Raw genomic sequence first — 22,408 nt, 5'->3', positions numbered from 1 at the left:
TCAGCGCTGCGGCATCGTGGTGGTGGTGATCGGCGAAGGGAGCACCGTTGCACCCTCGAGGTACCGATCGACCGCCGCCGCGCAGGAACGACCCTCCGCGATGGCCCACACGATGAGCGACTGACCACGGCCCATGTCGCCGGCGACGAAGACGCCGTCGACGTTGGTGGCCCACTCCGTCGAGCGGGCGACGTTGCCGCGCTCGTTCAGGTCCACGCCGAGGTCGGTGAGCAGGCCCGGCTTCTCGGGGCCGACGAAGCCCATGGCGAGCAGCACCAGGTCGGCCTCGAGTTCGAAGTCGGTGCCCTCGACCTTCTCGAAGCGGCCGTTCACCATCTTCACCTCGTGCGCCTTCAGGGCGGCGACCTTGCCGTCCTTGCCGACGAACTGCTCGGTGTTGACGGAGAACACGCGCTCGCCGCCCTCCTCGTGCGCGGAGGACACGCGGTACATCAGCGGGTAGGTCGGCCACGGGGTCGACTCGGCGCGCTGCTCCGGCGGACGCGGCATGATCTCGAACTGGTGCACGCTGGCCGCGCCCTGACGGTGCGAGGTGCCGAGGCAGTCGGCGCCGGTGTCACCGCCACCGATGATGACGACCTTCTTGCCCTTCGCCGTGATGGTCGGCTCCGGCAGGTCGCCGAGCTGCACGCGGTTGGCGATCGGCAGGAACTCCATCGCCTGGTGGATGCCGTCGAGCTCACGACCGGGGATCGGCAGGTCACGGGCCTCGGTGGCGCCACCGGCGAGCACGACCGCGTCGAACTGCTCGCGCAGCTCGTCGGCGGTGATGTCGACACCGACGTTGACGCCCGCCTTGAAGACGGTGCCCTCGGCCTCCATCTGCGTGAGGCGGCGGTCGATGACTGCCTTCTCCATCTTGAACTCGGGGATGCCGTAGCGCAGCAGACCACCGATGCGGTCCTCGCGCTCGAACACGGTCACCGCGTGGCCGGCGCGGGTGAGCTGCTGCGCTGCAGCCAGACCCGCCGGACCGGAGCCGACGACCGCGACCTTCTTGCCGGTCAGCTTCGACGGCATGACCGGCGCGACCCAGCCCTCGTCGAAGGCCTTCTCGATGAGCTCGACCTCGACCTGCTTGATGGTCACCGGGTCCTGGTTGATGCCCAGGACGCAGGAGGCCTCACACGGTGCGGGGCACAGCCGGCCGGTGAACTCCGGAAAGTTGTTGGTGGCGTGCAGGCGCTCGATGCCGTCGTTCCACTTACCCTTGTAGGCCAGGTCGTTCCACTCGGGAATCAGGTTCCCGAGGGGACAACCGTTGTGGCAGAACGGGATACCGCAGTCCATGCAGCGGCTGGCCTGGACCTGGAGGGTGTCGAGCGGGAACGGCTCGTACACCTCCTTCCAGTCGAGCAGCCGCAGCGGAACCGGCCGGCGCACAGGGGTTTCGCGCGAGCCGTGCTTGAGGAAACCGGTCGGATCAGCCACGAGCCGCCTCCATGATCGCCTCGTCCACGTTCGCGCCTCGAATCTCGGCGTCCTTGATTGCCATGAGTACCTTCTTGTAATCGCGAGGCATGACCTTCGCGAAGTGACTGACCTGCTGCGACCAGTCGGCCAGAATGCGGGCTGCAACCTCGGAGCCCGTCTCGTCACGATGGCGCTCGATGGCGCCCTTGAGCCAGAGGAAGTCCTCGCCCTCGAGGTCCTCGAGATCGACCAGCTCGGTGTTCAGGTTGTCCTCGAAGTCGCGATCGGGGTTGTACACGAACGCGACACCCCCGGACATGCCGGCGCCGAAATTGCGGCCGGTCTTGCCCAGGATGACCACCTTGCCACCGGTCATGTACTCGCAGCCGTGGTCGCCGACGCCTTCGACGACGGCCGTGGCACCCGAGTTACGCACGGCGAACCGCTCACCCGCCACGCCGCGGATGAGAGCCTCGCCACTGGTGGCACCGAACAGGATCACGTTGCCGGCGACGATGTTGTCCTCGGCGACGAAGCCCGGCGCCGCGTTCAGCGGCGGGCGGACGACGATCCGGCCACCGGACAGGCCCTTTCCGACGAAGTCGTTGGCGTCGCCGAACAGCCGCAGCGTGATGCCCTTGGGCACGAACGCGCCGAAGCTGTTGCCGGCCGAACCGGTGAAGGTGATGTCGATCGTGTTGTCCGGCAAGCCCTCCCCGCCGTACACCTTGGTGAGCTCGTGGCCGAGCATGGTGCCGACGGTGCGGTTGACGTTGGCGATCTTGGTCTCGATCGTCACCGGCGTACCCGACTCGAGCGCCGGCCTCGCCTGCGTGATGAGCTCGTTGTCGAGCGCCTTGTCCAGGGCGTGGTCCTGCTCCTTGGTGCAGTGCAGGTCCTGCTCGCAGAAGATCGGCGAACGGGTCTGCTCCAGCAGCGGCGACAGGTCCAGCTTCGAGGCACGGTAGTGGTCGACGGCCTTGGTGGTGTCGAGCATGTCGACCCGGCCGATCGCCTCGTCGAGGGAGCGGAAGCCCAGCTCGGCCAGGTACTCGCGCACCTCCTCGGCGATGTAGAGCATGAAGTTCTCGACGAACTCCGGCTTGCCGGTGAACCGCTTGCGCAGCACCGGGTTCTGCGTCGCCACGCCCACCGGGCAGGTGTCGAGATGGCACACGCGCATCATGATGCAGCCGGACACCACCAGCGGAGCGGTGGCGAAGCCGAACTCCTCACCGCCGAGCAGGGCGGCGATGACCACGTCGCGGCCGGTCTTCATCTGCCCGTCCACCTGCACGACGATGCGGTCGCGCAGACCGTTGAGCAGCAGCGTCTGCTGCGTCTCGGCGAGGCCGAGCTCCCACGGCGCACCCGCGTGCTTGAGCGAGGTCAGCGGGGAGGCGCCGGTGCCACCGTCGTGACCGGAGATCAGCACCACATCGGCGTGGGCCTTCGACACACCCGCGGCGACGGTGCCGACACCGATCTCGGAGACCAGCTTCACGTGGATGCGGGCCTGCGGGTTGGCGTTCTTCAGGTCGTGGATCAGCTGCGCGAGATCCTCGATCGAGTAGATGTCGTGGTGCGGCGGCGGCGAGATCAGGCCCACGCCCGGCGTCGAACCACGCACCTCGGCGACCCACGGGTACACCTTGTGCGGGGGCAGCTGACCACCCTCACCCGGCTTGGCGCCCTGCGCCATCTTGATCTGGATGTCGGTGCAGTTCGTCAGGTAGTGCGCGGTGACACCGAACCGGCCGGAGGCGACCTGCTTGATCGCCGAGCGACGCCAGTCGCCGTTCGCGTCCGGGGTGAAGCGGTCCGGATGCTCGCCGCCCTCACCGGAGTTCGAGCGGGCGCCGAGGCGGTTCATCGCGATCGCGAGGGTCTCGTGCGCCTCCGCGGAGATCGAGCCGTAGCTCATCGCACCCGTGGAGAACCGCTTGACGATCTCGCTCGCCGGCTCGACCTCCTCGAGCGGCACCGCCGGGCGGGCACCCTTGCGGAACTCGAACAGGCCACGCAGCGACGCGAGCCGCTCCGACTGGTCGTCGACCAGCCTGGTGTACTCCTTGAAGATCGAGTACTGCCCGGTGCGGGTGGCGTGCTGGAGCTTGAACACCGTGTCCGGGTTGAACAGGTGGAACTCACCCTCGCGGCGCCACTGGTACTCACCGCCGACCTCGAGCTCGCGGTGGGCGTGCTCCGACGGACGGTCCATGAAGGCGAGGGAGTGCCGGGCGGCGACGTCCTGGGCGATCTCGTCGAGGCCGATTCCGCCGAGCTGCGACTGCATCCCGGTGAAGTACTCGTCGACGACCTCCTGCGAGAGGCCGATCACCTGGAACAGCTGCGCACCGGTGTAGGAGGCGAGCGTGGAGATGCCCATCTTGGACATCACCTTGAGCACGCCCTTCGAGGCGGCCTTGATGTAGTTCGCGAGGGCCTTGTCGAGGGTGATGCCGTCCGGCAGGTCGCCGTTCTGCAGCAGCTCGTCGATGGTCTCGAAGGCCATGTACGGATTGACCACGGCCGCACCGAAACCGCACAGCGCGGCGATGTGGTGCACCTCGCGGGCGTCGCCGGCCTCGACGAGCAGGCCCACCTTGGTGCGGGTCTTCTCGCGGACGAGGTGGTGGTGCACCGCGGAGGTGAGCAGCAGCGACGGGATCGGCGCGAGGTTCTCGTCGGACTCGCGGTCCGACAGCAGGATCAGGCGCGCGCCCTTCTCGATGGCCTCGGAGACCTCGCCGCGGATGTTCTCGAGCGCGCGGCGCAGACCCTCGCCGCCCTCGGCGACGGGGTACAGGCCGCGGATGATGACGCTGTTGAAGCCGGGGAACTTGCCGTCGTCGTTGACGTGGATCAGCTTCTGCAGGTCGTCGTTGTCGATGACCGGCGCGGAGACGAGGATCTGCCGGCACGAGTCGGCGGTCGGGTTCAGCAGGTCGCCCTCGGGCCCGAGCATGCCGCCCAGGCTCGTGACGACCTCCTCCCGGATGGCGTCGAGCGGCGGGTTGGTGACCTGCGCGAACAGCTGCGAGAAGTAGTCGAACAGCATTCGCGGACGCGCGGAGAGCACGGCGATGGGGGTGTCGGTGCCCATCGAGCCGAGCGCCTCGCCGCCGGTCGCGGCCATCGGCTTGACCAGGAGGTTGACCTCCTCGCTGGTGTACCCGAACACCTGCTGCCGCAACACGACCCGCTCGTGCGACATGTAGGTGTACTTGCTCTCGGGCAGATCCTCGAGCCGGGCGATGCCCTGGTCGATCCACTCCTGGTAGGGGTGCTCGGCGGCGAGGGCGCTCTTGATCTCCTCGTCGTCGATGATGCGGCCCTGCGAGGTGTCGACGAGGAACATGCGACCGGGCTGCATGCGCAGCTTGCGCACGACCTTCTGCGGTTCGATGTCGAGCACGCCCACCTCGGAGGCCATGATCACGAGGCCGTCGTCGGTGACCCACACGCGCGACGGGCGCAGGCCGTTGCGGTCGAGGACCGCGCCGACGACGGTGCCGTCGGTGAAGCACACCGACGCCGGGCCGTCCCACGGCTCCATGAGCGCCGCGTGGTACTCGTAGAACGCGCGACGGGCCGGGTCCATGGACTCGTGCCGCTCCCACGCCTCGGGGATCATCATGAGCACGGCGTGCGGCAGGCTGCGGCCGCCGAGGTGCAGGAGTTCGAGCACCTCGTCGAAGCGGGCCGTGTCGGACGCGCCCTCGGTGCAGACCGGGAAGATCTTCTCGAGCTTCTCGCGGCCGCCGAACACGTCGGAGTCGATGAGCGCCTCGCGGGCACGCATCCAGTTGGCGTTGCCGGTGACGGTGTTGATCTCGCCGTTGTGGGCGACACGGCGGAACGGGTGCGCCAGCGGCCACGACGGGAAGGTGTTGGTGGAGAAGCGCGAGTGCACCAGGCCCAGCGCCGATTCGACGCGCTCGTCCTGCAGATCGCGGTAGAAGCCCTCGAGCTGCGGCGTGGTGAGCATGCCCTTGTAGACGAAGGTCGACGCCGACAGGCTCGGGAAGTACACCGTCTCGCTGCCGGGGCCGTCCTGGCCGGCGCCCTCGCGGCCGAGCTCGTGCTCGGTGCGCTTGCGGACCACGTAGGCCCGCCGCTCGAGCTCCAGGCCACCGAGGGTCCGGTCGGGCGAGGTGATGAAGATCTGGCGGAAGCTCGGCATCGCCTGCCGGGCCAGCGTTCCCAGGTCGGAGGGGTCGACGGGAACCTCGCGCCAGCCGAGGACCTGCAGGCCCTCCTCGGCGACGATCGCGTCGACCGCGGCGACGGCCTCGTCGGCGGCCTTCTCGTCCTGCGGCAGGAAGGCGATGCCGGTGGCGTAGAAGCCGATCGGCGGCAGGTCGAAGTCGACGACCTCACGGAGGTAGCGGTCCGGGACCTGGATGAGAATGCCGGCACCGTCGCCGGTGTTCGACTCGGAGCCCGCCGCGCCGCGGTGCTCGAGGTTCACCAGAGCGGTGATCGCCTTCTCCACGATGTCCCGGCTGCGGCGACCATGCATGTCGACGACGAATGCGACACCACAGGCGTCGTGCTCGTTCGCCGGGTGGTAGAGCCCTTGCGGCCCGGGAAGATGCTTCATACCTAGCCTTCGTTGCGTTAGATTGCAGCGACGACCAGCAGCGCTGATGGCCATCTACTTGCGTGAGCAAGTACCGACACGTGGTGGATCGGCACCGATCACCGTTCAGTATCCGCCCTTCCGCGACGATGCGGGTGCCAATTTTCGGCAGCTCGGGCCGGACCTCCCGGTCGGCTTGGACGTCGTGTGTCCACCGTGTTGCGTACAACGATATGTCAGCCGCCGGGGGACGACGCAACCAAGGCTATCCTATCCATCCCTAACGAGCCGGTGACCGCCCGTTAACACGCGGTTGACGCACGACCGGGCGGCGCGCCTCGTCACCGCAGCGCGCGCACCATCCGGCGGAGGTCGTCGCGCGGGTCGAGATCCACATCGTCCGAGGTCAGACGGTGTAGGATCATCCCGTCGAGGTGGTCGGTGAGCACGCGCGCCCCGGCGACGGGATCCGAGGATCCGAGGGCGGCGAGCACCGCCAGACCCATGCCCCGCAGTTCGTCGCGGCGTCGCTGCACGGACCGTCGCAGCGACGGCGAGGCGGTGGCCTCGACGAACAGCGCGAACCGGGCGCGGGTACGTACGGCATCGGGGCCTGTCGCGAACATCACGTACCCGGCGAGCATGTCGACGAGCTCCTCCTCGGTGCGCGGGAGGTTTCCGCCGCCGAGGACGGCGACGTCGGCCCGGTCGCGCTCGACGAGGCGGTCGAGGACGCCCTCGAGCAGGGCCCGGCGGGTGCGGAAGTAGTTCGACGTGGAACCGGCCGGCACGCCGGCGGCCGCGTCCACCCCGCGATGAGTGAGCCCGCGCAACCCTTCCCGGCCGAGCAGGTCGATCGCGGCGTCGAGCACCGCTGCGCGCTTGTCGGTCACATCTCGACACTACAACAGTAGTGACATGACACTACATCCGTAGTACCTTGACTTCATGACCAGGAACAACGGCGGCAAGGCCGCGATCCTCGGCGGGGGCATCGGCGGGCTCACCGCAGCGAATGCACTGATCCGGCGGGGCTGGCACGTCGACGTGTTCGAGCGCTCCCCCGCGCTGCCGCCCACCGGGACGGCCCTGGGAATGTGGCCGGCCGCGCTCGACGCACTCGCCTCGGCAGGGCTCGGCGGCGGCGTCGAGCGGCTCGGCGTCGCACTGGACCGCGGCGCGATCATGCGGCCCGACGGCCGCGAGCTCGCACGGTTTCGCACCCGGCGTCCCGCCGTACTGCTCTCCCGGCCGGCCCTGCTGGGCCTGCTCGCCGCGGGCCTGCCCGACGAGGCGGTACGGCTCGGCCGGCCCGCTCCGCCGCTGACCGAGCTCGCCGGCTACGACATCGTGATCGGCGCGGACGGCCTGGGCAGTCCGACCCGTGACGCCCTCTTCGGCCCGGACCACCGGCCCGTCCACGCCGGCATCGCGGCGTGGCGCGGCTGGGTGGACGGCACCGTGGACACCGCGACCGAGACGTGGGGGGCGGGTGCGCTGTTCGGCATCACGCCCCGCGAGGGCGGCCTGATCAACTGGTTCGCCGCCGTCCGCGCGCCGGCCGGCACCACCGGCAGCGTCGACGACCTCGTCGCCCGGTTCGGCGACTGGCATCCGGCCGTGCGCGACGTGCTGAACCGCCTGGATCCGGCGACGGTGCTCCACCACGAGATCTACCAGTCCCCGCCGCTGCCGTCGTACGTGCGCGGCAACGTCGCACTGCTCGGCGACGCCGCCCATGCCATGACCCCCAACCTCGGCCGCGGTGCCTGCGAGGCGATCGTCGACGCGGCCACCCTCGCGGATCTGCTCGCCCGGTTCGACGTGCGCGACGCGCTCGGCCGGTACGACCGGGCCCGGCGACGCGCCACCCGGCTTCTCGTGCGGGCGTCGTACGCGGCGAGCCGGGTGACCACCGCCGAGCACTGGACGGGCCTGCGCGACGCCGTGGTCGGCCTCGCGACCCGGCGAGGGGCGTGACGCATCCACCGGTGTGTCTTTCCAGCTGTACTACAACAACTTTCGATCGGAAGCCGGCCTCCGCCCCGGACCCCCGGCCCGGCGACCACGCTCGTGTTCCCCCGAACCCGCCCCACGGCAGTGCCCTCGGCCGTACCCTTCGCGCCATGAGCCCGGACCTCGAGGGGCACGGCGGCGATCACGCCGCGGCGGTGGCCCGCTCCCACGGCGTCGAGACGATGTTCACCCTCTCCGGCGCGCACGTGTTCCCGCTGTACGACGCCGCGGTCAAGGGTGAAGCACGCATGCGGCTGATCGACGTGCGCCACGAGCAGACCGCGGTGTTCGCCGCCGAGGCCACCGGCAAGCTCCTGCGGCATCCCGGGCTGGCCGTGCTCACCGCCGGGCCGGGCGTGACGAACGGCGTCAGTGCCGTCACCCAGGCGTACTTCGCGGGGTCGCCGCTGGTGGTGCTCGGCGGCCGCGCACCCAACGCCCGCTGGGGCACGGGCAGCCTGCAGGAACTCGACCAGCCGCCGCTGCTGTCCACCGTCACGAAGCTGTCCGAGACGGCGGCGACCGTGGATCGCGTCGGCCCGCTGGTCGACGAGGCGTTCACGGCGGCCCGCACGTCGCACCGGGGGCCGGCGTTCGTGGACGTGCCGATGGACGAACTGTTCGGCCGTGCCACCCTGCCGCGTCCGTCGCCGCCGGCCGCGGTCCGGCTCGAGCCCGACTCCGAGTCGCTGGCGGAGATCGCCGCCCTGCTCGCCGGGGCACGGCGGCCGCTGCTGGTGCTGGGTACCGACGTGTGGGCCGATCACGCCGAGGAGGCGGCACTGCGGTTCGTCGACGAGGCCGGCATCCCGGTGATCACCAACGGCATGGGCCGCGGGGTGGTCCCGGGTGGCCATCCCCTCCTCGTCACCAAGGCCCGCGGCACCGCGGTGGGGACCTGCGACCTGGCGATCGTCGTGGGCACCCCACTGGACTTCCGCCTCGGCTACGGCCGGTTCGGTGGGCGCGACGGCGCGCCCGCGGCCCGGGTGGTGCACGTGGCCGACTCCCCCGGTCAGGTGTCGGCACACGCCGAACTCGCCGGCTCGGTGTCCGGCGACCTCACGGCGTGCCTCGACGGCATCCTGTCGGCGCTGTCGTCGCGCCCGGACACGGACGTCTGGGTGACCGGACTGCGCGACGAAGTAACTGCCGCCGCGGCGCGCGACGCCGCCCTGCTGGCCGCCGAGGCCGATCCGATCCACCCGGCCCGGATCTACGGCGAACTGCTGCCGCGGCTGGCCGAAGACGCCGTGGTCATCGGCGACGGCGGTGACTTCGTGTCGTTCGCGGGCAAGTTCGTCGAGCCGAAGCGGCCCGGGCAGTGGCTCGATCCGGGGCCGTACGGCTGTCTCGGCGCCGGGCTCGGCGCGGCCGTCGCGGCGCGGGTGGCGCGGCCGTCGAGTCAGGTGGTGCTGCTGCTCGGCGACGGTGCTGCCGGTCTGTCGCTGATGGACATCGACACCCTCGTGCGGCACGAGCTGCCCGTGGTGATCGTGGTGGGCAACAACTCGGCGTGGGGACTCGAGAAGGGACCGATGCAGCTGCTGTACGGGTACGACGTGGCAGCCGACCTGGCGCCGGGCACGCGGTACGACCTGGTCGCGACCGCTCTCGGGGCGGGCGGTGAGCTGGTGACGGATCCGCGGGAGCTCGGTCCGGCGCTGGACCGGGCCTTCGCGTCCGGGGTGCCGTATCTGGTGAACGTGCTGACGGACGTCACGGCGGCGTATCCGCGGGGCACCACAGGAATCTGAGAGCGGCCGGATCACCTAGCACGCGAACGTAAAAACCCCATAAATAACAACTGACCGCAGCGATTAAATCAGCTGCGGTCAGCGGTATCGAAAGGGTAACAGGGGGTGGTTAGGGTACGGAAACAAAAGTTCCGTGAAGTGAGTCACATCAGGTTTGGCCCTGTTCAGCCCCGGGAACCGTCCCCGGACGCGGATGCGCGGAGATGTCCGTCACAGGGCAACTGATTGAACACTCAACCATCTGGGCAAACGTCCCGAGTCGGGCAAAACAGTCCGTGCATCCTGCATGCAGGACGCGGGTACGTGCCAGACTGCTCGCCATGAGCACGACCCGCACGGCAGCCCGCACGACCGCCCGGCCCGCGCGAGGGGGCGCGACGAACCTCGTCGACCTCGCGGCGGCCGGCGACGAGCACACCGTCGCCGACGCCCATCAGGGCCAGGTGTTCCTCGGCATCCTCCACCGCGAGAACGACAGCGTCGCCGCGGCACTCACGACCGCCGAGACCTGCGCGCGGATCGAACGCGGCAGCGGCTCCGTCGCCGCCGCACAGCGATACGAGGCGGAGGCCCGGCGGCTGCGCGAGACCCAGCGGGAACTGCACTGCATGATCGCGAACCTGCGGACGCGCTTCGCCGGCTCCGGCTCCTGAGCGGGCGCGCCGAGCGACCGGACAACGACTCGGGCCCCCGATCCGTATGGATCGGGGGCCCGAGGTGATGGTGTGCGGTTCGCAATACCTGGTCGGCAGCACTTTCTGCAGAGACGTTCCAGAGCTTTTCCCTGAGTTCTCCGGAGCATTACCCGTCCTGCTCGGCGAGGGCCACCCTTGCGGACTTCCTGACCCGAGACGCGAGTCCCTCTCAGGCCGAACCTGCAGCTTCCGGAGCATGCGAGGTGATGTGGCGGCACACCAGCATGTGGTGAGCGCCCCTTTGGAACCGGTAGTCGACCTCGACGACTTCACCGGCGATGTCGTGGTTCCGAAGGTCGGTGAGCAGCTCGTCCACGCGGGGATAGCGAACCGAGGAACCCGAGACCACGAGCGGAAAGACCCGCAGTTCACCGCGGGCGACACGCATCAGTTCCCGGATCGCGTCGAGGTGGAAGGTGTGATCAAGGCGGTCGGAATAGCTGAACAGCAGGTGCGAGCTGAGCACGAGATCGAAAGCGGCATCGGGGAACGGCAAGGACGGCAACCGCCCGGCAACGTAGCGGCGCGGATGCCGGCGGATATCTGCGGCGAATTCCTCGACTGCCTGCCGACGCACGCGTGCATGCTCGTCGGGATCGGCGAAGAACGTCCAGTCGTAATGTTCGGCGTGGGCTCGGATGTACCGGTTACCACGATCGGTTTCAGCTACCGCAACGACGGCGAGTTGTTCGGTCTCACGGTCGAAATAGGCCATATCGCATGCGGTCACGTCACCGCCGAGGCGGTTCACTGCGCTGGTGAACCCCGCGGCGCCACCCGGACAGTCCAGGATTGTGCGGGACAGGTCCTCGTCGGTGAGATTGAACATCGACCGGTACTCGTCCAGTGAACGGGAGCTGATCAGCATCTCGCCGATACCTGTCGTGGGTGCGGTATCGATGTCGTGGGTCACGGGGTGGTTCCTCTCGGATCGAGGCCACCTCACCCGCCGACCGGTATCACCGTCGTACAGGAAAGTGAGCGTCACCGACCGCGGAGAAGGCGGCCGGACAACACAGTCGACAAGGCCGCTAGAAGTACGGCCACCAGGGCTGTGTCAGGGTCATCACCGCTCTATGACAACACGGCCGAAGACCGAACCCGAATCGGACCGCCCGTCCGATCGATCAACGAAACGAGGCCACGACCTCTTTCGAGTTCGTGACCTCGTCCGTCGCAGTTCGTGGAACTGCTCATGGTGGGCGAAGGGGGACTTGAACCCCCACGTCCCGAAGGACACTGGCACCTGAAGCCAGCGCGTCTGCCATTCCGCCACTCGCCCGAGCGACTGGAGAACAGTAACACACCCTCCCGCCGAACAACGATTCGCCTGCACAGAGGCCCTTTGCCGGCGCTGCACCGGCCCGCCGGGGCAGCGCCGCCCCCTCCACCGGGCCGGATCGGACGAAAAGTCGATACCATGCAGAAGCGAGCTCTGCATTGCGACACGCAGACCGGAAAGGGGGTCGCCGTGGGTATCGCGCAGCGATTCGAGCGCAAGCTGCAGGCTGCCGTCAGCGACGTGTTCGCGCGCGTCTTCGGTGGCGGTGTAGTTCCGCAGGAAGTGGAGGCCGCGCTCCAGCGCGAAGCCACCGACGGCGTCCAGCAGCTCGACCGGGGCCACATGCTGGCTCCCAACCGGTACGTGATCACGATCAGCGAATCCGATCACGAAGCCCTCGCCGCGGATCGGGACTTGACGGTGAAGGCGTTCGCGCGTCACCTTGAGGACTTCATCCGCGAGCAGGGGTGGCAGACCTACGGTCAGATCCAGGTCGCATTCGAGTCGTCGGCGGCACTGCACACCGGGCAGTTCCGCACGCACGGGTCGGTCGACCCCGACGTCGGGCGCTCACCGGTGCGCGCCCCGGCCTCGCGGACACCGCACAACCGTTCAACCGTGACCCCCGACCCAGGAGTTGGCTCGATGACGCAGAATCCAGGCTACGACCCAAGCCGTGACCCCGCCGAGAGCGCCGAACCGCAGTACGCGCGGAACGGTCACGCGCACGTAGGCCAGGATCAGCGCTACCAGCAGGGCCAGCGGAACGGCGGGGCGTATCCCGCCGCGCAGGCGCCCTACGGCGGCGAGCAGCAGGGCGGTTACGACGCCGGCGGCTACGACCAGCAGGACTACGGCCGGGCCGGCGGCCACGAGGACCGGGGCTACGGCGAGGAGCGGGGCTACGGCGGCCACTCCGGACAGGCGTACAGCCAGGACTACGGGCGCGACTACTCCCCGCAGTACCCGTCGCAGCAGGCCTACGGCGACGACCGCTACCAGGGCGGGTACGCCCAGCCCGGCGGCTACGACCAGGGCTACGCCGACCAGGCTTACGGCCAGCAGGGCTACGCCGGACAGGGCTACCCCGACCAGGGCTACGCGGAGCAGGGTTACGGCCAGCAGGGCTACCCCGACCAGGGGTACGCGGATCAGGGCTATGCGGATCAGGGCTACGGCGCCGGCGCGTACCAGCCCCCGCAGGCCGGCCGGGTGCTGACCGCGACGCTCCAGCTCGAGGACGGCAGCGGGCGCTACTACCAGCTCCGGGAGGGCAGCAACATCGTCGGACGCGGGCAGGACGCCCAGTTCCGGCTGCCGGACACCGGTGTCTCCCGGCGCCACATCGACATTCGCTGGGACGGGCAGGTGGCCATGCTCTCGGATCTCGGTTCCACCAACGGCACCACCGTCAACGGCGCGCCCGTGCAGGACTGGCAGCTCGCCGACGGCGACGTGATCCGGGCGGGACACTCGGAGATCCTGGTGCGCATTCTCTGAACGCCGGGGACCGAGACCCGATCGGAACCGGCACGAGACCCATCCGACGCGTCGGCAACGCGCCGGACGATGCGTCTCGTCGCCCGGGGTCCGTATTGTGGGTGACCGCAGCGCACCGGACGACACCGCACCGGGCCGATACGCAGAAGGAGGGCGAGCCGTGCAGGGGCTGATTCTGCAGCTGACCCGGGCGGGGTTCCTGCTCCTGCTGTGGTTGTTCATCTGGGCGATCCTGCGCACGCTGCGGTCGGACATCTACGCCGGTGCCGCGCGTCCGGTCCCGCGTTACTCGCCGCGCAACCAGTCGGTGCTGCCCTCGCTGGGCCGCGGCAAGTCCGCGAAGTTCCTGGTGGTGACCCAGGGCGCGCTTGCGGGCACCCGCATCACGCTCGGCACCCAACCCGTCCTGATCGGCCGGGCCGACGACTCGACCCTCGTCCTCACCGACGACTACGCCTCCACCCGGCACGCCCGCCTGTCGCCGCGCGGGTCGGACTGGTACGTCGAGGACCTGGGCTCGACCAACGGCACGTACCTGGACCGTGCCAAGGTCACCACCGCCGTCCGCGTACCCCTGGGCACACCTGTCCGGGTCGGGAAGACCGTGATCGAGCTCCGCCCGTGACCCTCGTACTGCGTTACGCCGCCCGCAGCGACCGCGGCTTGGTTCGTTCCAACAACGAAGATTCCGTGTACGCGGGGGCCCGCCTGCTCGCCCTCGCCGACGGAATGGGGGGCCACGCCGCCGGCGAGGTCGCCTCGCAGCTGATGATCGCGGCGCTCGCCCACCTCGACGACGACGAACCCGGCGGGGACCTGCTCGGCAAGCTCGCCGCCGCCGTGCGCGAGGGCAACGCCGCCATCGCCGATCAGGTCGAGGAGGAACCCGAACTCGACGGCATGGGAACCACGCTCACCGCCATCCTCTTCGCCGGCAGCAAGCTCGGCCTCGCCCACATCGGCGATTCGCGCGCCTACCTGCTGCGCGACGGCCAGCTCACCCAGATCACCCGCGACGACACCTTCGTGCAGTCCCTCGTCGACGAGGGCCGCATCACGCCCGAGCAGGCGCACAGCCACCCGCAGCGATCGCTGATCATGCGCGCCCTCACCGGCAGCGAGGTCGAACCGACCCTCACCGTGCGCGAGGCGCGCGCCGGCGACCGCTACCTCATCTGCTCCGACGGCCTGTCCGACGTCGTCAGCGACGAGACCATCGCCAACACCCTGAGCGAGGGCACGCAGGACGAGTGCGCCGACCGGCTCATCGAACTCGCGCTGCGCAGCGGCGGCCCCGACAACGTCACCGTCGTCGTCGCCGACGTCATCGACCTCGACTACGGCCAGAGCCACCCGATCGTCGCCGGCGCCGCGTCCGGGGACGACGAGGACACCCCGCCGCCCAACACCGCCGCGGGCCGCGCCGCCGCGATGCGTCCGCCGCGGGCCACGCCCAAGCGCGTCGTCGTGCAGAACGAACCCGAGCCCAAGCGCAAGCGCAGCCGGATGTGGTGGCCGCTCGTCGCGGTCGTGGTGCTCGGACTGCTCGTCGCCGGGGCAGCCGTGGGCCGCACGATGATCCGCAGCTACTACTACGTCGGCGACGACGACGGCCGCGTCACGGTGCTGCGCGGCGTACCCGGCAACATCCTCGGCTACTCGCTGCAGGAACAGTCCCTCGTCGGCTGCCTCGCCGACGACGGAACCTTGACCCTGACCTCCCCACAGGAGGCCGACTGCCGCGTCATGCTGGTCGACGACCTGCAGCCGACCGCCCGCGAGCAGGTGCGGGCGGGCCTGCCCTCCGGATCCCTCGACGACGCGCGCACCCAGATGAACCGTCTCGCCGAGAACGACCTGCTCCCGGTGTGCGTCGAGGAACAGCCGGCCCCCGCACCGGCTCCGGCTCCGGCGCCCGAACCGGCGCCCGCACCGGCCCCGACGACGCCGCCGGCAGCTCCCGCGTCGGAGCCCGCACCCGCCGCGGCACCGGCCCCCGCACCGACCCCGACGCCCGAGCCGACGCCGGCGGTTCCGCAGGTGCCGGGCCAGAACTGCCGGGTGGGCGCCTGATGTCGGTGTCCCACGCACCCGGAGCTTCCTTCCCCAGTCCTCCCGGAGGTTTCGCCCCGGCTCCCGCCGTGTCCACCCGGCGCGGCACGGAGCTGCTGCTCATCGTCGCCGCCATCGCGATCACCACGGTGTCGCTGATGCTGGTCGAGGCGAGCCAGGAACAGACCGTGACCCTGGATCTGGCCAAGTACGGGCTGACGTATGCGGTGCTGTTCCTCGCCGCGCACCTGGCGGTGCGCCGGTTCGCGCCGTACGCCGACCCGCTGCTGCTGCCGATCGTCGCGCTGCTCAACGGCCTCGGACTGGTCCTGATCCACCGGCTCGACCTCGCCGACGAGGAGAACGCGCTCTACCTCGGGCAGCCGATCCCCTCCCCCGACGCCAACCAGCAGGTGCTGTGGACGGCGCTCGCCATCGCCGGCTTCGTCGCGGTGCTCGCGCTGCTGCACGACTACCGGCTCCTCGCCCGGTTCAGCTACACGCTGGGCCTGATCGGCCTCGTCGCCCTCGCGGTCCCGGCCCTGCTGCCGTCCCGCTTCTCCGAGGTCAACGGCGCCAAGATCTGGATCCGGCTGCCCGGGTTCAGCATCCAGCCCGGCGAGTTCGCCAAGATCCTGCTCATCATCTTCTTCGCCTCCGTGCTGGTGGCCAAGCGCGACCTGTTCACCACCGCCGGCAAACACGTGCTCGGCATGGACTTCCCCCGCGCCCGCGACCTGGGCCCGATCCTGGCCGCGTGGATCCTCTCGATCGGCGTCATGGTGTTCGAGAAGGACCTCGGCACGTCGCTGCTGCTGTTCAGCACGGTGCTGGTGATGCTGTACATCGCGACCGAGCGGGTGGGCTGGCTGCTCATCGGCGGTGCCCTGCTCGTCGTCGGCTTCTACTTCGCCTACCAGATGTTCGGGCACGTGCGGGTGCGGGTGGAGACCTGGCTCGACCCGCTGGCCGACTACAACAACACCGGCTACCAGATCTCGCAGTCGCTGTTCGGTCTCGCCACCGGCGGCGTCGCCGGCACCGGGCTCGGCAGCGGACGTCCCGCGCAGGTGCCGTTCGCCAAGACCGACTTCATCGTCGCCGCGATCGGTGAGGAACTCGGGCTCATCGGCCTCAGCGCCATCCTCCTCCTGTTCCTGATCCTGATCATGCGCGGAATGCGCACCGCGATCGCCGTCCGCGACAGCTTCGGCAAGCTGCTGGCCGCCGGCCTGTCGTTCACCATCGCGATCCAGTTGTTCGTCGTCGTCGGCGGCGTCACCAAGCTGATCCCCCTCACCGGGCTCACCACGCCGTTCATGTCCTACGGCGGCTCGTCGCTGCTGGCGAACTACCTCCTGCTGGCACTGCTGGTGAAGATCTCCAACGCGGCCCGCGAACCCGCCGCCCCACGCAAGAAGGCACCGCCACCGATCGCGGACGCGCCGACGGAAATGCTGGGGCGCGGATGAACGCACCGCTCCGCAAGGTCGCGATGGCGGTGATGTTCATGGTCGTCGCGCTGCTCGCAAACGCCACCTACGTGCAGGTCATCAAGGCCGACGACCTGCGCACCGACCCGCGCAACTCCCGGGTGCTCATCGACGAGTACTCACGCCAGCGCGGCCAGATCTCCGCGAGCGGACAGGTCCTGGCGGTGTCGGTCCCCACCGACAGCCGCTACAAGTACCTGCGCACCTACCCGGCCGCGCCCGAGCAGCCGATGAGCCCGCTCGCGTATGCACCCGTGACCGGGTTCTACTCGATGCAATACGGCAGCACCGGGCTCGAGCGCACCGAGGACGAGGTCCTCAACGGCTCCGACAACCGACTGTTCGGCCGGCGCTTCTTCGATCTGGTCTCCGGGCGGGACCCGCGCGGCGGGAACGTGGTCACCACCGTCGACCCGGTCATGCAGCAGGTGGCCTACGACGAGCTCACGTCCAAGGGCTACACCGGCTCGGTCGTGGCCATCGAGCCGAGCACCGGCCGCATCCTGGCAATGGTGAGCACCCCGAGCTACGACCCCAACCGGCTCTCGGGTCACGACGGCGCCGCCACCTCGCAGGCGTGGGAGGAACTCAACGCCGACCCCGACAAGCCCATGCTCAACCGCGCCATCTCGCAGACCTACCCGCCCGGCTCGACGTTCAAGGTCGTGGTGACCGCCGCGGCCCTCGCCGCGGGCACCACTCCCGACGACCAGTTCACCGCCGCGCCGAACATCACCCTCCCCGACACCGCGACCACGCTGGAGAACTACGGCGGCGCGACGTGCGGCGGCGGCCCCACCGCCACCCTGCGCGAGGCCTTCGCCCGCTCCTGCAACACCGCCTTCGTCGAGATGGGCCTGAAGACCGGCAAGGACGCCCTCGCCGAGCAGGCCGAGGCGCTGGGCGTCGGCGAGTCCGTGGACATCCCCGTCCCCGTCGCGGCGAGCACGATCGGGCCGATCCCCGACGGCGCCGCGCTCGGCCAGTCCAGCATCGGTCAGCGTGACGTCGCACTCACCCCGCTGCAGAACGCCGTGATTGCCGCCACAGTCGCCAACGGCGGCGTCCGGATGCAGCCGCATCTGGTGTCGCAGTTGCAGTCGCCGGACCTGTCGGTGCTGGCGGAGACCACGCCGGTGTCGGCAGGACAGGCGATGTCGCCGCAGGTCGCGGCCACCCTGACCGACCTGATGATCGGATCCGAGAACTTCTCCGGCGGCGAGGGGAAGATCCCGGGGGTCCAGATCGCGTCGAAGACCGGTACCGCCGAGCACGGCGACGACCCCCGTAACACTCCCCCGCACACGTGGTATATCGCCTTTGCGCCCGCCCAGCAGCCAACAGTTGCCGTGGCGGTCATCGTGGAGGACGGCGGCGACCGCGCACTCGCCGCCACGGGAGGCTCGGTTGCCGCGCCGATCGGACGTGCCGTGATCGCGGCGGGAATGCAGAGAGGCTGATTATGGCTTTGCACAGCGGCGCCATGATCGCCGACCGATACCGGCTGCAACGGCTCATCGCCACCGGCGGCATGGGACAGGTGTGGGAGGGGCTCGACACCCGTCTCGACCGCCGGGTGGCGGTGAAGGTCCTCAAGGCCGAGCTCTCCGGCGACGCGGACTTCCTGACCCGTTTCCGGTTCGAGGCGCGCACCACCGCGCAGCTCAACCACCCCGGCATCGCCGGCGTGTTCGACTACGGCGAGACCACCGACGCCGAGGGCCAGTCCATCGCGTACCTCGTGATGGAACTCGTGCACGGCGAGCCCCTCAACGCCGTCCTCGCCCGGGTGGGCCGGCTGTCGCTGCCGCACACCCTGGACATGCTCGAGCAGACCGGGCGGGCGCTGCAGGCTGCCCACGACGCCGGGGTCGTGCACCGCGACGTCAAACCCGGCAACATCCTCATCACCCCCACCGGCCAGGTGAAGATCACCGACTTCGGCATCGCCAAGGCCGTCGACGCGTCGCCGGTGACGCGCACCGGCATGGTCATGGGCACCGCTCAGTACATCGCGCCCGAGCAGGCTCTCGGCCAGGAGGCGACGTCGGCGAGCGACGTGTACTCGCTCGGCGTCGTCGGGTACGAGGCCCTCGCCGGCCGGCGACCGTTCCTCGGCGACAGCGTCGTCACCGTCGCGATGAAGCACGTGCAGGAGACGCCCGCGCCGCTGCCCACCGACCTGCCGGCGGGGGTGCGTGAACTCATCGAGATCGCCATGACGAAGGATCCGGCGTACCGGTACACCAGCGGCGGCGAGTTCGCCGACGCCGTCTCCGCGGTGCGCGCCGGGCGGCCGGTGCCACCGCCGGGCAACGTGCCGCCGGTCACCGGTGCCACGCGGATCCTGCCGCCCGGGGTGCCGGGCACCACCGCGCCCACCGCCGCGACCCGCGCGCTCGGTCCGACCCCGCCTCCGCCGTCGCGGCCGTACTACGCCCCGACGTACGCGAACGGCGGCGACCAGCCGCCCACCGGACCCACCCCGTCCGGCGACAAGCGCTCCCCCAGCCCGAAGGTCCTCGCCTGGGCGGCCGGGGCGGCGGTGGCCCTGGCGCTCGTCGCGTTGGCGCTGGTGCTGCTGGGCGGCGACAATTCGGGTGACGCGGGCCCCGCGCGGTCCACGACGACCACGCAGGCCCCGACGACCACCACCCGCGCGACGACGACCACGCGGCCGCCGCGGACCACCACCACGACGGAGGAACCGACCACCACGGCTCCTCCCACCACGACGCAGGCGCCCACCACGACCCCCGAGCCGACGACGACCACCCCGCCGCCGCCGACGACGACGGAGGCGCCGACGACCACCGCGCCGCCGACCACGACGACGGCCACGACGACCACAGCCGCCACCACGACGACGGCCGAGACGACCACCACCACGGTCTCGTTGCCGGATGGCGGCGACGGTGGTCTCGAACCCGGAGCCATAGACAACCCGTTCACCCCGATCGAGCCAGTCACCCGAGGACAGTCATGACCACACCCCGCAAGCTCTCTTCCCGCTACGAGTTGGGTGAGATCCTCGGCTTCGGTGGCATGTCGGAGGTGCACCTGGCCCGGGATCTGCGGCTCGACCGCGACGTGGCGATCAAGGTGCTGCGCGCCGACCTCGCCCGCGACCCCACGTTCTATCTCCGGTTCCGCCGCGAAGCCCAGAACGCGGCCGCGCTGAACCATCCGGCGATCGTCGCCGTGTACGACACCGGCGAGGCGGAGACCGAGGCCGGCCCGCTGCCGTACATCGTCATGGAGTACGTCGAGGGCGATACGCTGCGCGACATCGTGCGCTCCCAGGGGCCGATGACCCCGAAGCGGGCCATGGAGGTCGTGGCCGACGTGTGCGCCGCCCTGGACTTCAGCCACCGCAACATGATCGTCCACCGCGACGTCAAGCCCGCGAATGTCATGATCACCCGTTCCGGCGCGGTCAAGGTGATGGACTTCGGCATCGCCCGGGCCATCTCCGACGCCGCGAGCCCGATGACGCAGACGGCCGCGGTGATCGGCACCGCCCAGTACCTGTCGCCGGAGCAGGCCCGCGGCGAGCAGGTCGACGCCCGCTCCGACGTGTACTCCGTGGGCTGTGTGCTGTTCGAGATCCTCACCGGCAAGCCGCCGTTCCAGGGCGACTCCCCGGTGGCCGTCGCGTACCAGCATGTCCGGGAGGATCCGCCGCTGCCCTCGTCGGTGAACTCCGCCGTCCCGCCGGAGCTGGACTCGGTGATCCTCAAGGCGATGGCGAAGAACCCCGCCAACCGCTACCAGAGCGCCGCCGAGATGCGCAGCGACCTGATCCGCGTGCTCAGCGGCCAGAAGCCCAGCGCGCCGATGGTGATGACCGACGAGGACCGCACCACCATCCTCGGGGCCGTCGACGGCGCCGGGACACCGCGCAACGGCACGGACCGCGGGGCCGCCGGAGTCGTCGCGGGTGGGACCTCGGCCGCGCCGCAACGTTCCCGGGCACTGCGCAACACGCTGCTGGGCCTGGCCGCGGTCGTGATCGTCGGCATCGTCGGCGTGTTCCTGTGGACCTCGGGCCCCGGCTCGAGCGCCGCGCAGATCCCCGTCCCCGACGTGCGCAACCTCGCCGCGGAGATCGCGGAGAGCAGGCTGCAGGATGCCGGGTTCGAGGTGTCGGTGCAGATGAAGCCCGACGCGGTGGTCGCCAGCGGCAACGTCGTCAACACCCGGCCGGTCGCCGGGGTCCAGGCCGAGGAGGGCAGCACCGTCACCCTCGAGGTCTCGAGCGGGCCCGAGCAGGTGCAGATCCCGCGGCTCGCGGGCATGAACCAGCAGGAGGCGCTGCAGACCCTGGCCGAGGCCGGACTGCGGCTCGATCCGAATGTGGCGCGGGCGCCGTCGTCGGCGGCCGAACGCGACACCGTCGTCGACCAGAGTCCCGCCGCGGGAGCGGACGCCGACCGCGACAGCGCGGTGAGCGTGACGCTCGGCAGCGGCCCCGAACAGATCCGCGTGCCCAACGTCGTGGGTCAGGCCACCGAGGTGGCGCGCGACAACATCGAGGCCGCGGGCTTCACCGTCGTGGTCGACGAGATCGACTCCAGCCAGCCGGCCGGGACGGTCGTGTCGAGCAGCCCGGCGGGCGGAACCAGCGCCACGAAGGGCGACACGGTCACCATCCAGGTGTCCAACGGGAACCGCATCGAGATGCCGGCGTTGACGAACAGGACGGTGTCCGAGGCGCTGACGGCGCTGCGGGCGGCCGGCTGGACGGGTTCGCCGGCGCAGCTCGTGCAGAACCGTGAGGCCACCCTCGACCCGGAGCTCGTGGGCAAGGTCATCGCCCAGCAGCAGCCCCCGGGGTCGGAGATCTCCAACTCGGAGACCATCACCGTGGGCGTGGGCGTGCTGGGTATCCGCTGAGCTGCGCTCGGATATCGGTCCGCGGAGCGGACGGCTCAGGCGGCGCCGCCCGCGAGCGCCTTCGCCATCTCCGCCTCCAGCCGGGCCACCAGCTGCTCGTCCGGCGCCTCGCCGCACACGGCCAGCCAGTTCGCCAGCATCCGGTGACCGCCCTGGGTGAGGACCGACTCGGGGTGGAACTGGACGCCGTGGATCGGCAGCTCGCGATGCCGCAGGGCCATGACGATGCCGCTCTCGGTGTATCCGGTCGGCACGAGCTCGTCGGGCATCGTCTGCGGCAGCACCGTGAGCGAGTGGTAGCGCGTCGCGGTGAACGGATCCGGCAGGCCGGCCAGCACACCGGTGCCGTCGTGCCACACCGAGCTGGTCTTGCCGTGCAGCAGCTCCGGGGCACGGTCGACCGTCGCGCCGAAGGCGGCACCGATCGCCTGATGGCCCAGGCAGACGCCGAGCAGCGGTGTGCTCGCGGCGGCGCAGGCACGCACGAGGTCCATGCTGGCGCCGGCCCGCTGCGGGGTGCCCGGACCGGGGCTGAGGAGGATCCCGTCGAACTCGGCCGCGATCCGGTCCGCGGCGCCGGGGCCGGTGAGCCGCTCGTCGTCGTTGCGCCACACCTCGGCGCGGGTACCGAGCTGCCCCAGGTACTGCACGAGATTGAAGACGAAGCTGTCGTAGTTGTCGACGACGAGGATGCGCAT

General features: G+C 70.2%; 15 protein-coding genes and 1 tRNA gene. 10 read left to right on the top strand and 6 right to left on the bottom strand.

All coding sequences use genetic code 11. The features are described 5' to 3' along the window. The 3 genes from HFP48_RS00275 to HFP48_RS00265 form a co-directional block, all read right to left on the bottom strand. Nucleotides 1-1,452 carry a glutamate synthase subunit beta gene (locus HFP48_RS00275; RefSeq protein ID WP_050034272.1) on the bottom strand — a complete coding sequence of 484 codons (1,452 nt, stop codon included), beginning with the start codon at nucleotides 1,450-1,452 and terminating at the stop codon, nucleotides 1-3. Then, nucleotides 1,445-6,040 (bottom strand): glutamate synthase large subunit, encoded by a 4,596-nt coding sequence (gene gltB, locus HFP48_RS00270; protein WP_006942166.1) that lies wholly within the window; start codon nucleotides 6,038-6,040, stop codon nucleotides 1,445-1,447. The genes HFP48_RS00275 and gltB overlap by 8 nt, the downstream gene beginning before the upstream one ends. Nucleotides 6,041-6,360: 320 nt before the next feature. Then, nucleotides 6,361-6,912: a TetR family transcriptional regulator gene (locus HFP48_RS00265; RefSeq protein WP_006942168.1), complete on the bottom strand. Its 552-nt coding sequence runs from the start codon at nucleotides 6,910-6,912 to the stop codon at nucleotides 6,361-6,363. Nucleotides 6,913-6,967: 55 nt separating this feature from the next. Between HFP48_RS00265 and HFP48_RS00260 the strand changes: the two genes are divergently transcribed. The 3 genes from HFP48_RS00260 to HFP48_RS00250 all read left to right on the top strand — a co-directional run bounded on the left by HFP48_RS00260 (nucleotide 6,968) and on the right by HFP48_RS00250 (nucleotide 10,445). Continuing rightward, nucleotides 6,968-7,999, top strand: a complete 1,032-nt coding sequence (locus HFP48_RS00260) for an FAD-dependent monooxygenase (RefSeq protein WP_168578835.1) — start codon at nucleotides 6,968-6,970, stop codon at nucleotides 7,997-7,999. Nucleotides 8,000-8,145: 146 nt separating this feature from the next. Beyond that, complete coding sequence (locus tag HFP48_RS00255; RefSeq protein WP_168578834.1) at nucleotides 8,146-9,792, top strand: acetolactate synthase; 1,647 nt, start codon at nucleotides 8,146-8,148, stop codon at nucleotides 9,790-9,792. Nucleotides 9,793-10,112: 320 nt separating this feature from the next. Further along, the gene (locus tag HFP48_RS00250) at nucleotides 10,113-10,445 is read left to right on the top strand and encodes a hypothetical protein (protein WP_168578833.1); all 333 of its coding nucleotides are present in this window, start codon (nucleotides 10,113-10,115) and stop codon (nucleotides 10,443-10,445) included. 211 nt (nucleotides 10,446-10,656) lie between these two features. On the opposite strand, the gene HFP48_RS00245 is transcribed toward HFP48_RS00250, so the two are convergent. Together HFP48_RS00245 and HFP48_RS00240 are read right to left on the bottom strand one after the other, a co-directional pair. Continuing rightward, nucleotides 10,657-11,400, bottom strand: a complete 744-nt coding sequence (locus HFP48_RS00245) for a methyltransferase domain-containing protein (protein ID WP_082120158.1) — start codon at nucleotides 11,398-11,400, stop codon at nucleotides 10,657-10,659. A gap of 283 nt (nucleotides 11,401-11,683) precedes the next feature. Continuing rightward, a tRNA-Leu gene (locus HFP48_RS00240) sits at nucleotides 11,684-11,769 on the bottom strand. A 138-nt stretch (nucleotides 11,770-11,907) separates the two neighbouring features. On the opposite strand from HFP48_RS00240, the gene HFP48_RS00235 reads away from it, so the two are divergent. From HFP48_RS00235 to pknB, 7 genes are all read left to right on the top strand, one after another. Beyond that, entirely contained in the window at nucleotides 11,908-13,269 is a 1,362-nt protein-coding gene (locus HFP48_RS00235) for an FhaA domain-containing protein (protein WP_072633822.1), read from the top strand. 160 nt (nucleotides 13,270-13,429) lie between these two features. Further along, a complete protein-coding gene (locus HFP48_RS00230) occupies nucleotides 13,430-13,894 on the top strand; it encodes an FHA domain-containing protein (protein WP_006942182.1) in 465 nt (154 codons plus the stop codon). Continuing rightward, the gene (locus HFP48_RS00225; RefSeq protein WP_029546826.1) at nucleotides 13,891-15,342 is read left to right on the top strand and encodes a PP2C family serine/threonine-protein phosphatase; all 1,452 of its coding nucleotides are present in this window, start codon (nucleotides 13,891-13,893) and stop codon (nucleotides 15,340-15,342) included. The genes HFP48_RS00230 and HFP48_RS00225 overlap by 4 nt, the downstream gene beginning before the upstream one ends. Next, the gene (locus HFP48_RS00220; protein ID WP_029546825.1) at nucleotides 15,342-16,793 is read left to right on the top strand and encodes an FtsW/RodA/SpoVE family cell cycle protein; all 1,452 of its coding nucleotides are present in this window, start codon (nucleotides 15,342-15,344) and stop codon (nucleotides 16,791-16,793) included. Before HFP48_RS00225 ends, HFP48_RS00220 begins: the two co-directional genes overlap by 1 nt. Continuing rightward, entirely contained in the window at nucleotides 16,790-18,274 is a 1,485-nt protein-coding gene (locus tag HFP48_RS00215; RefSeq protein WP_050034268.1) for a penicillin-binding protein 2, read from the top strand. Before HFP48_RS00220 ends, HFP48_RS00215 begins: the two co-directional genes overlap by 4 nt. A gap of 2 nt (nucleotides 18,275-18,276) precedes the next feature. Then, a complete protein-coding gene (locus HFP48_RS00210; RefSeq protein ID WP_050034267.1) occupies nucleotides 18,277-19,800 on the top strand; it encodes a serine/threonine-protein kinase in 1,524 nt (507 codons plus the stop codon). Next, nucleotides 19,797-21,710 (top strand): Stk1 family PASTA domain-containing Ser/Thr kinase, encoded by a 1,914-nt coding sequence (gene pknB / locus HFP48_RS00205; RefSeq protein ID WP_050034266.1) that lies wholly within the window; start codon nucleotides 19,797-19,799, stop codon nucleotides 21,708-21,710. The genes HFP48_RS00210 and pknB overlap by 4 nt, the downstream gene beginning before the upstream one ends. 35 nt (nucleotides 21,711-21,745) lie before the next feature. Here the strand turns inward: pknB and HFP48_RS00200 are convergent, their stop codons facing one another. Continuing rightward, on the bottom strand, nucleotides 21,746-22,408 hold the full coding sequence (locus HFP48_RS00200; protein ID WP_006942196.1) for an aminodeoxychorismate/anthranilate synthase component II: 663 nt from the start codon (nucleotides 22,406-22,408) through the stop codon (nucleotides 21,746-21,748).

It is taken from the genome of Rhodococcus sp. DMU1 (assembly GCF_012272955.1).
Lineage (GTDB): Bacteria > Actinomycetota > Actinomycetes > Mycobacteriales > Mycobacteriaceae > Rhodococcus > Rhodococcus aetherivorans.
This window is presented reverse-complemented; position numbering and strand designations above follow the sequence as displayed.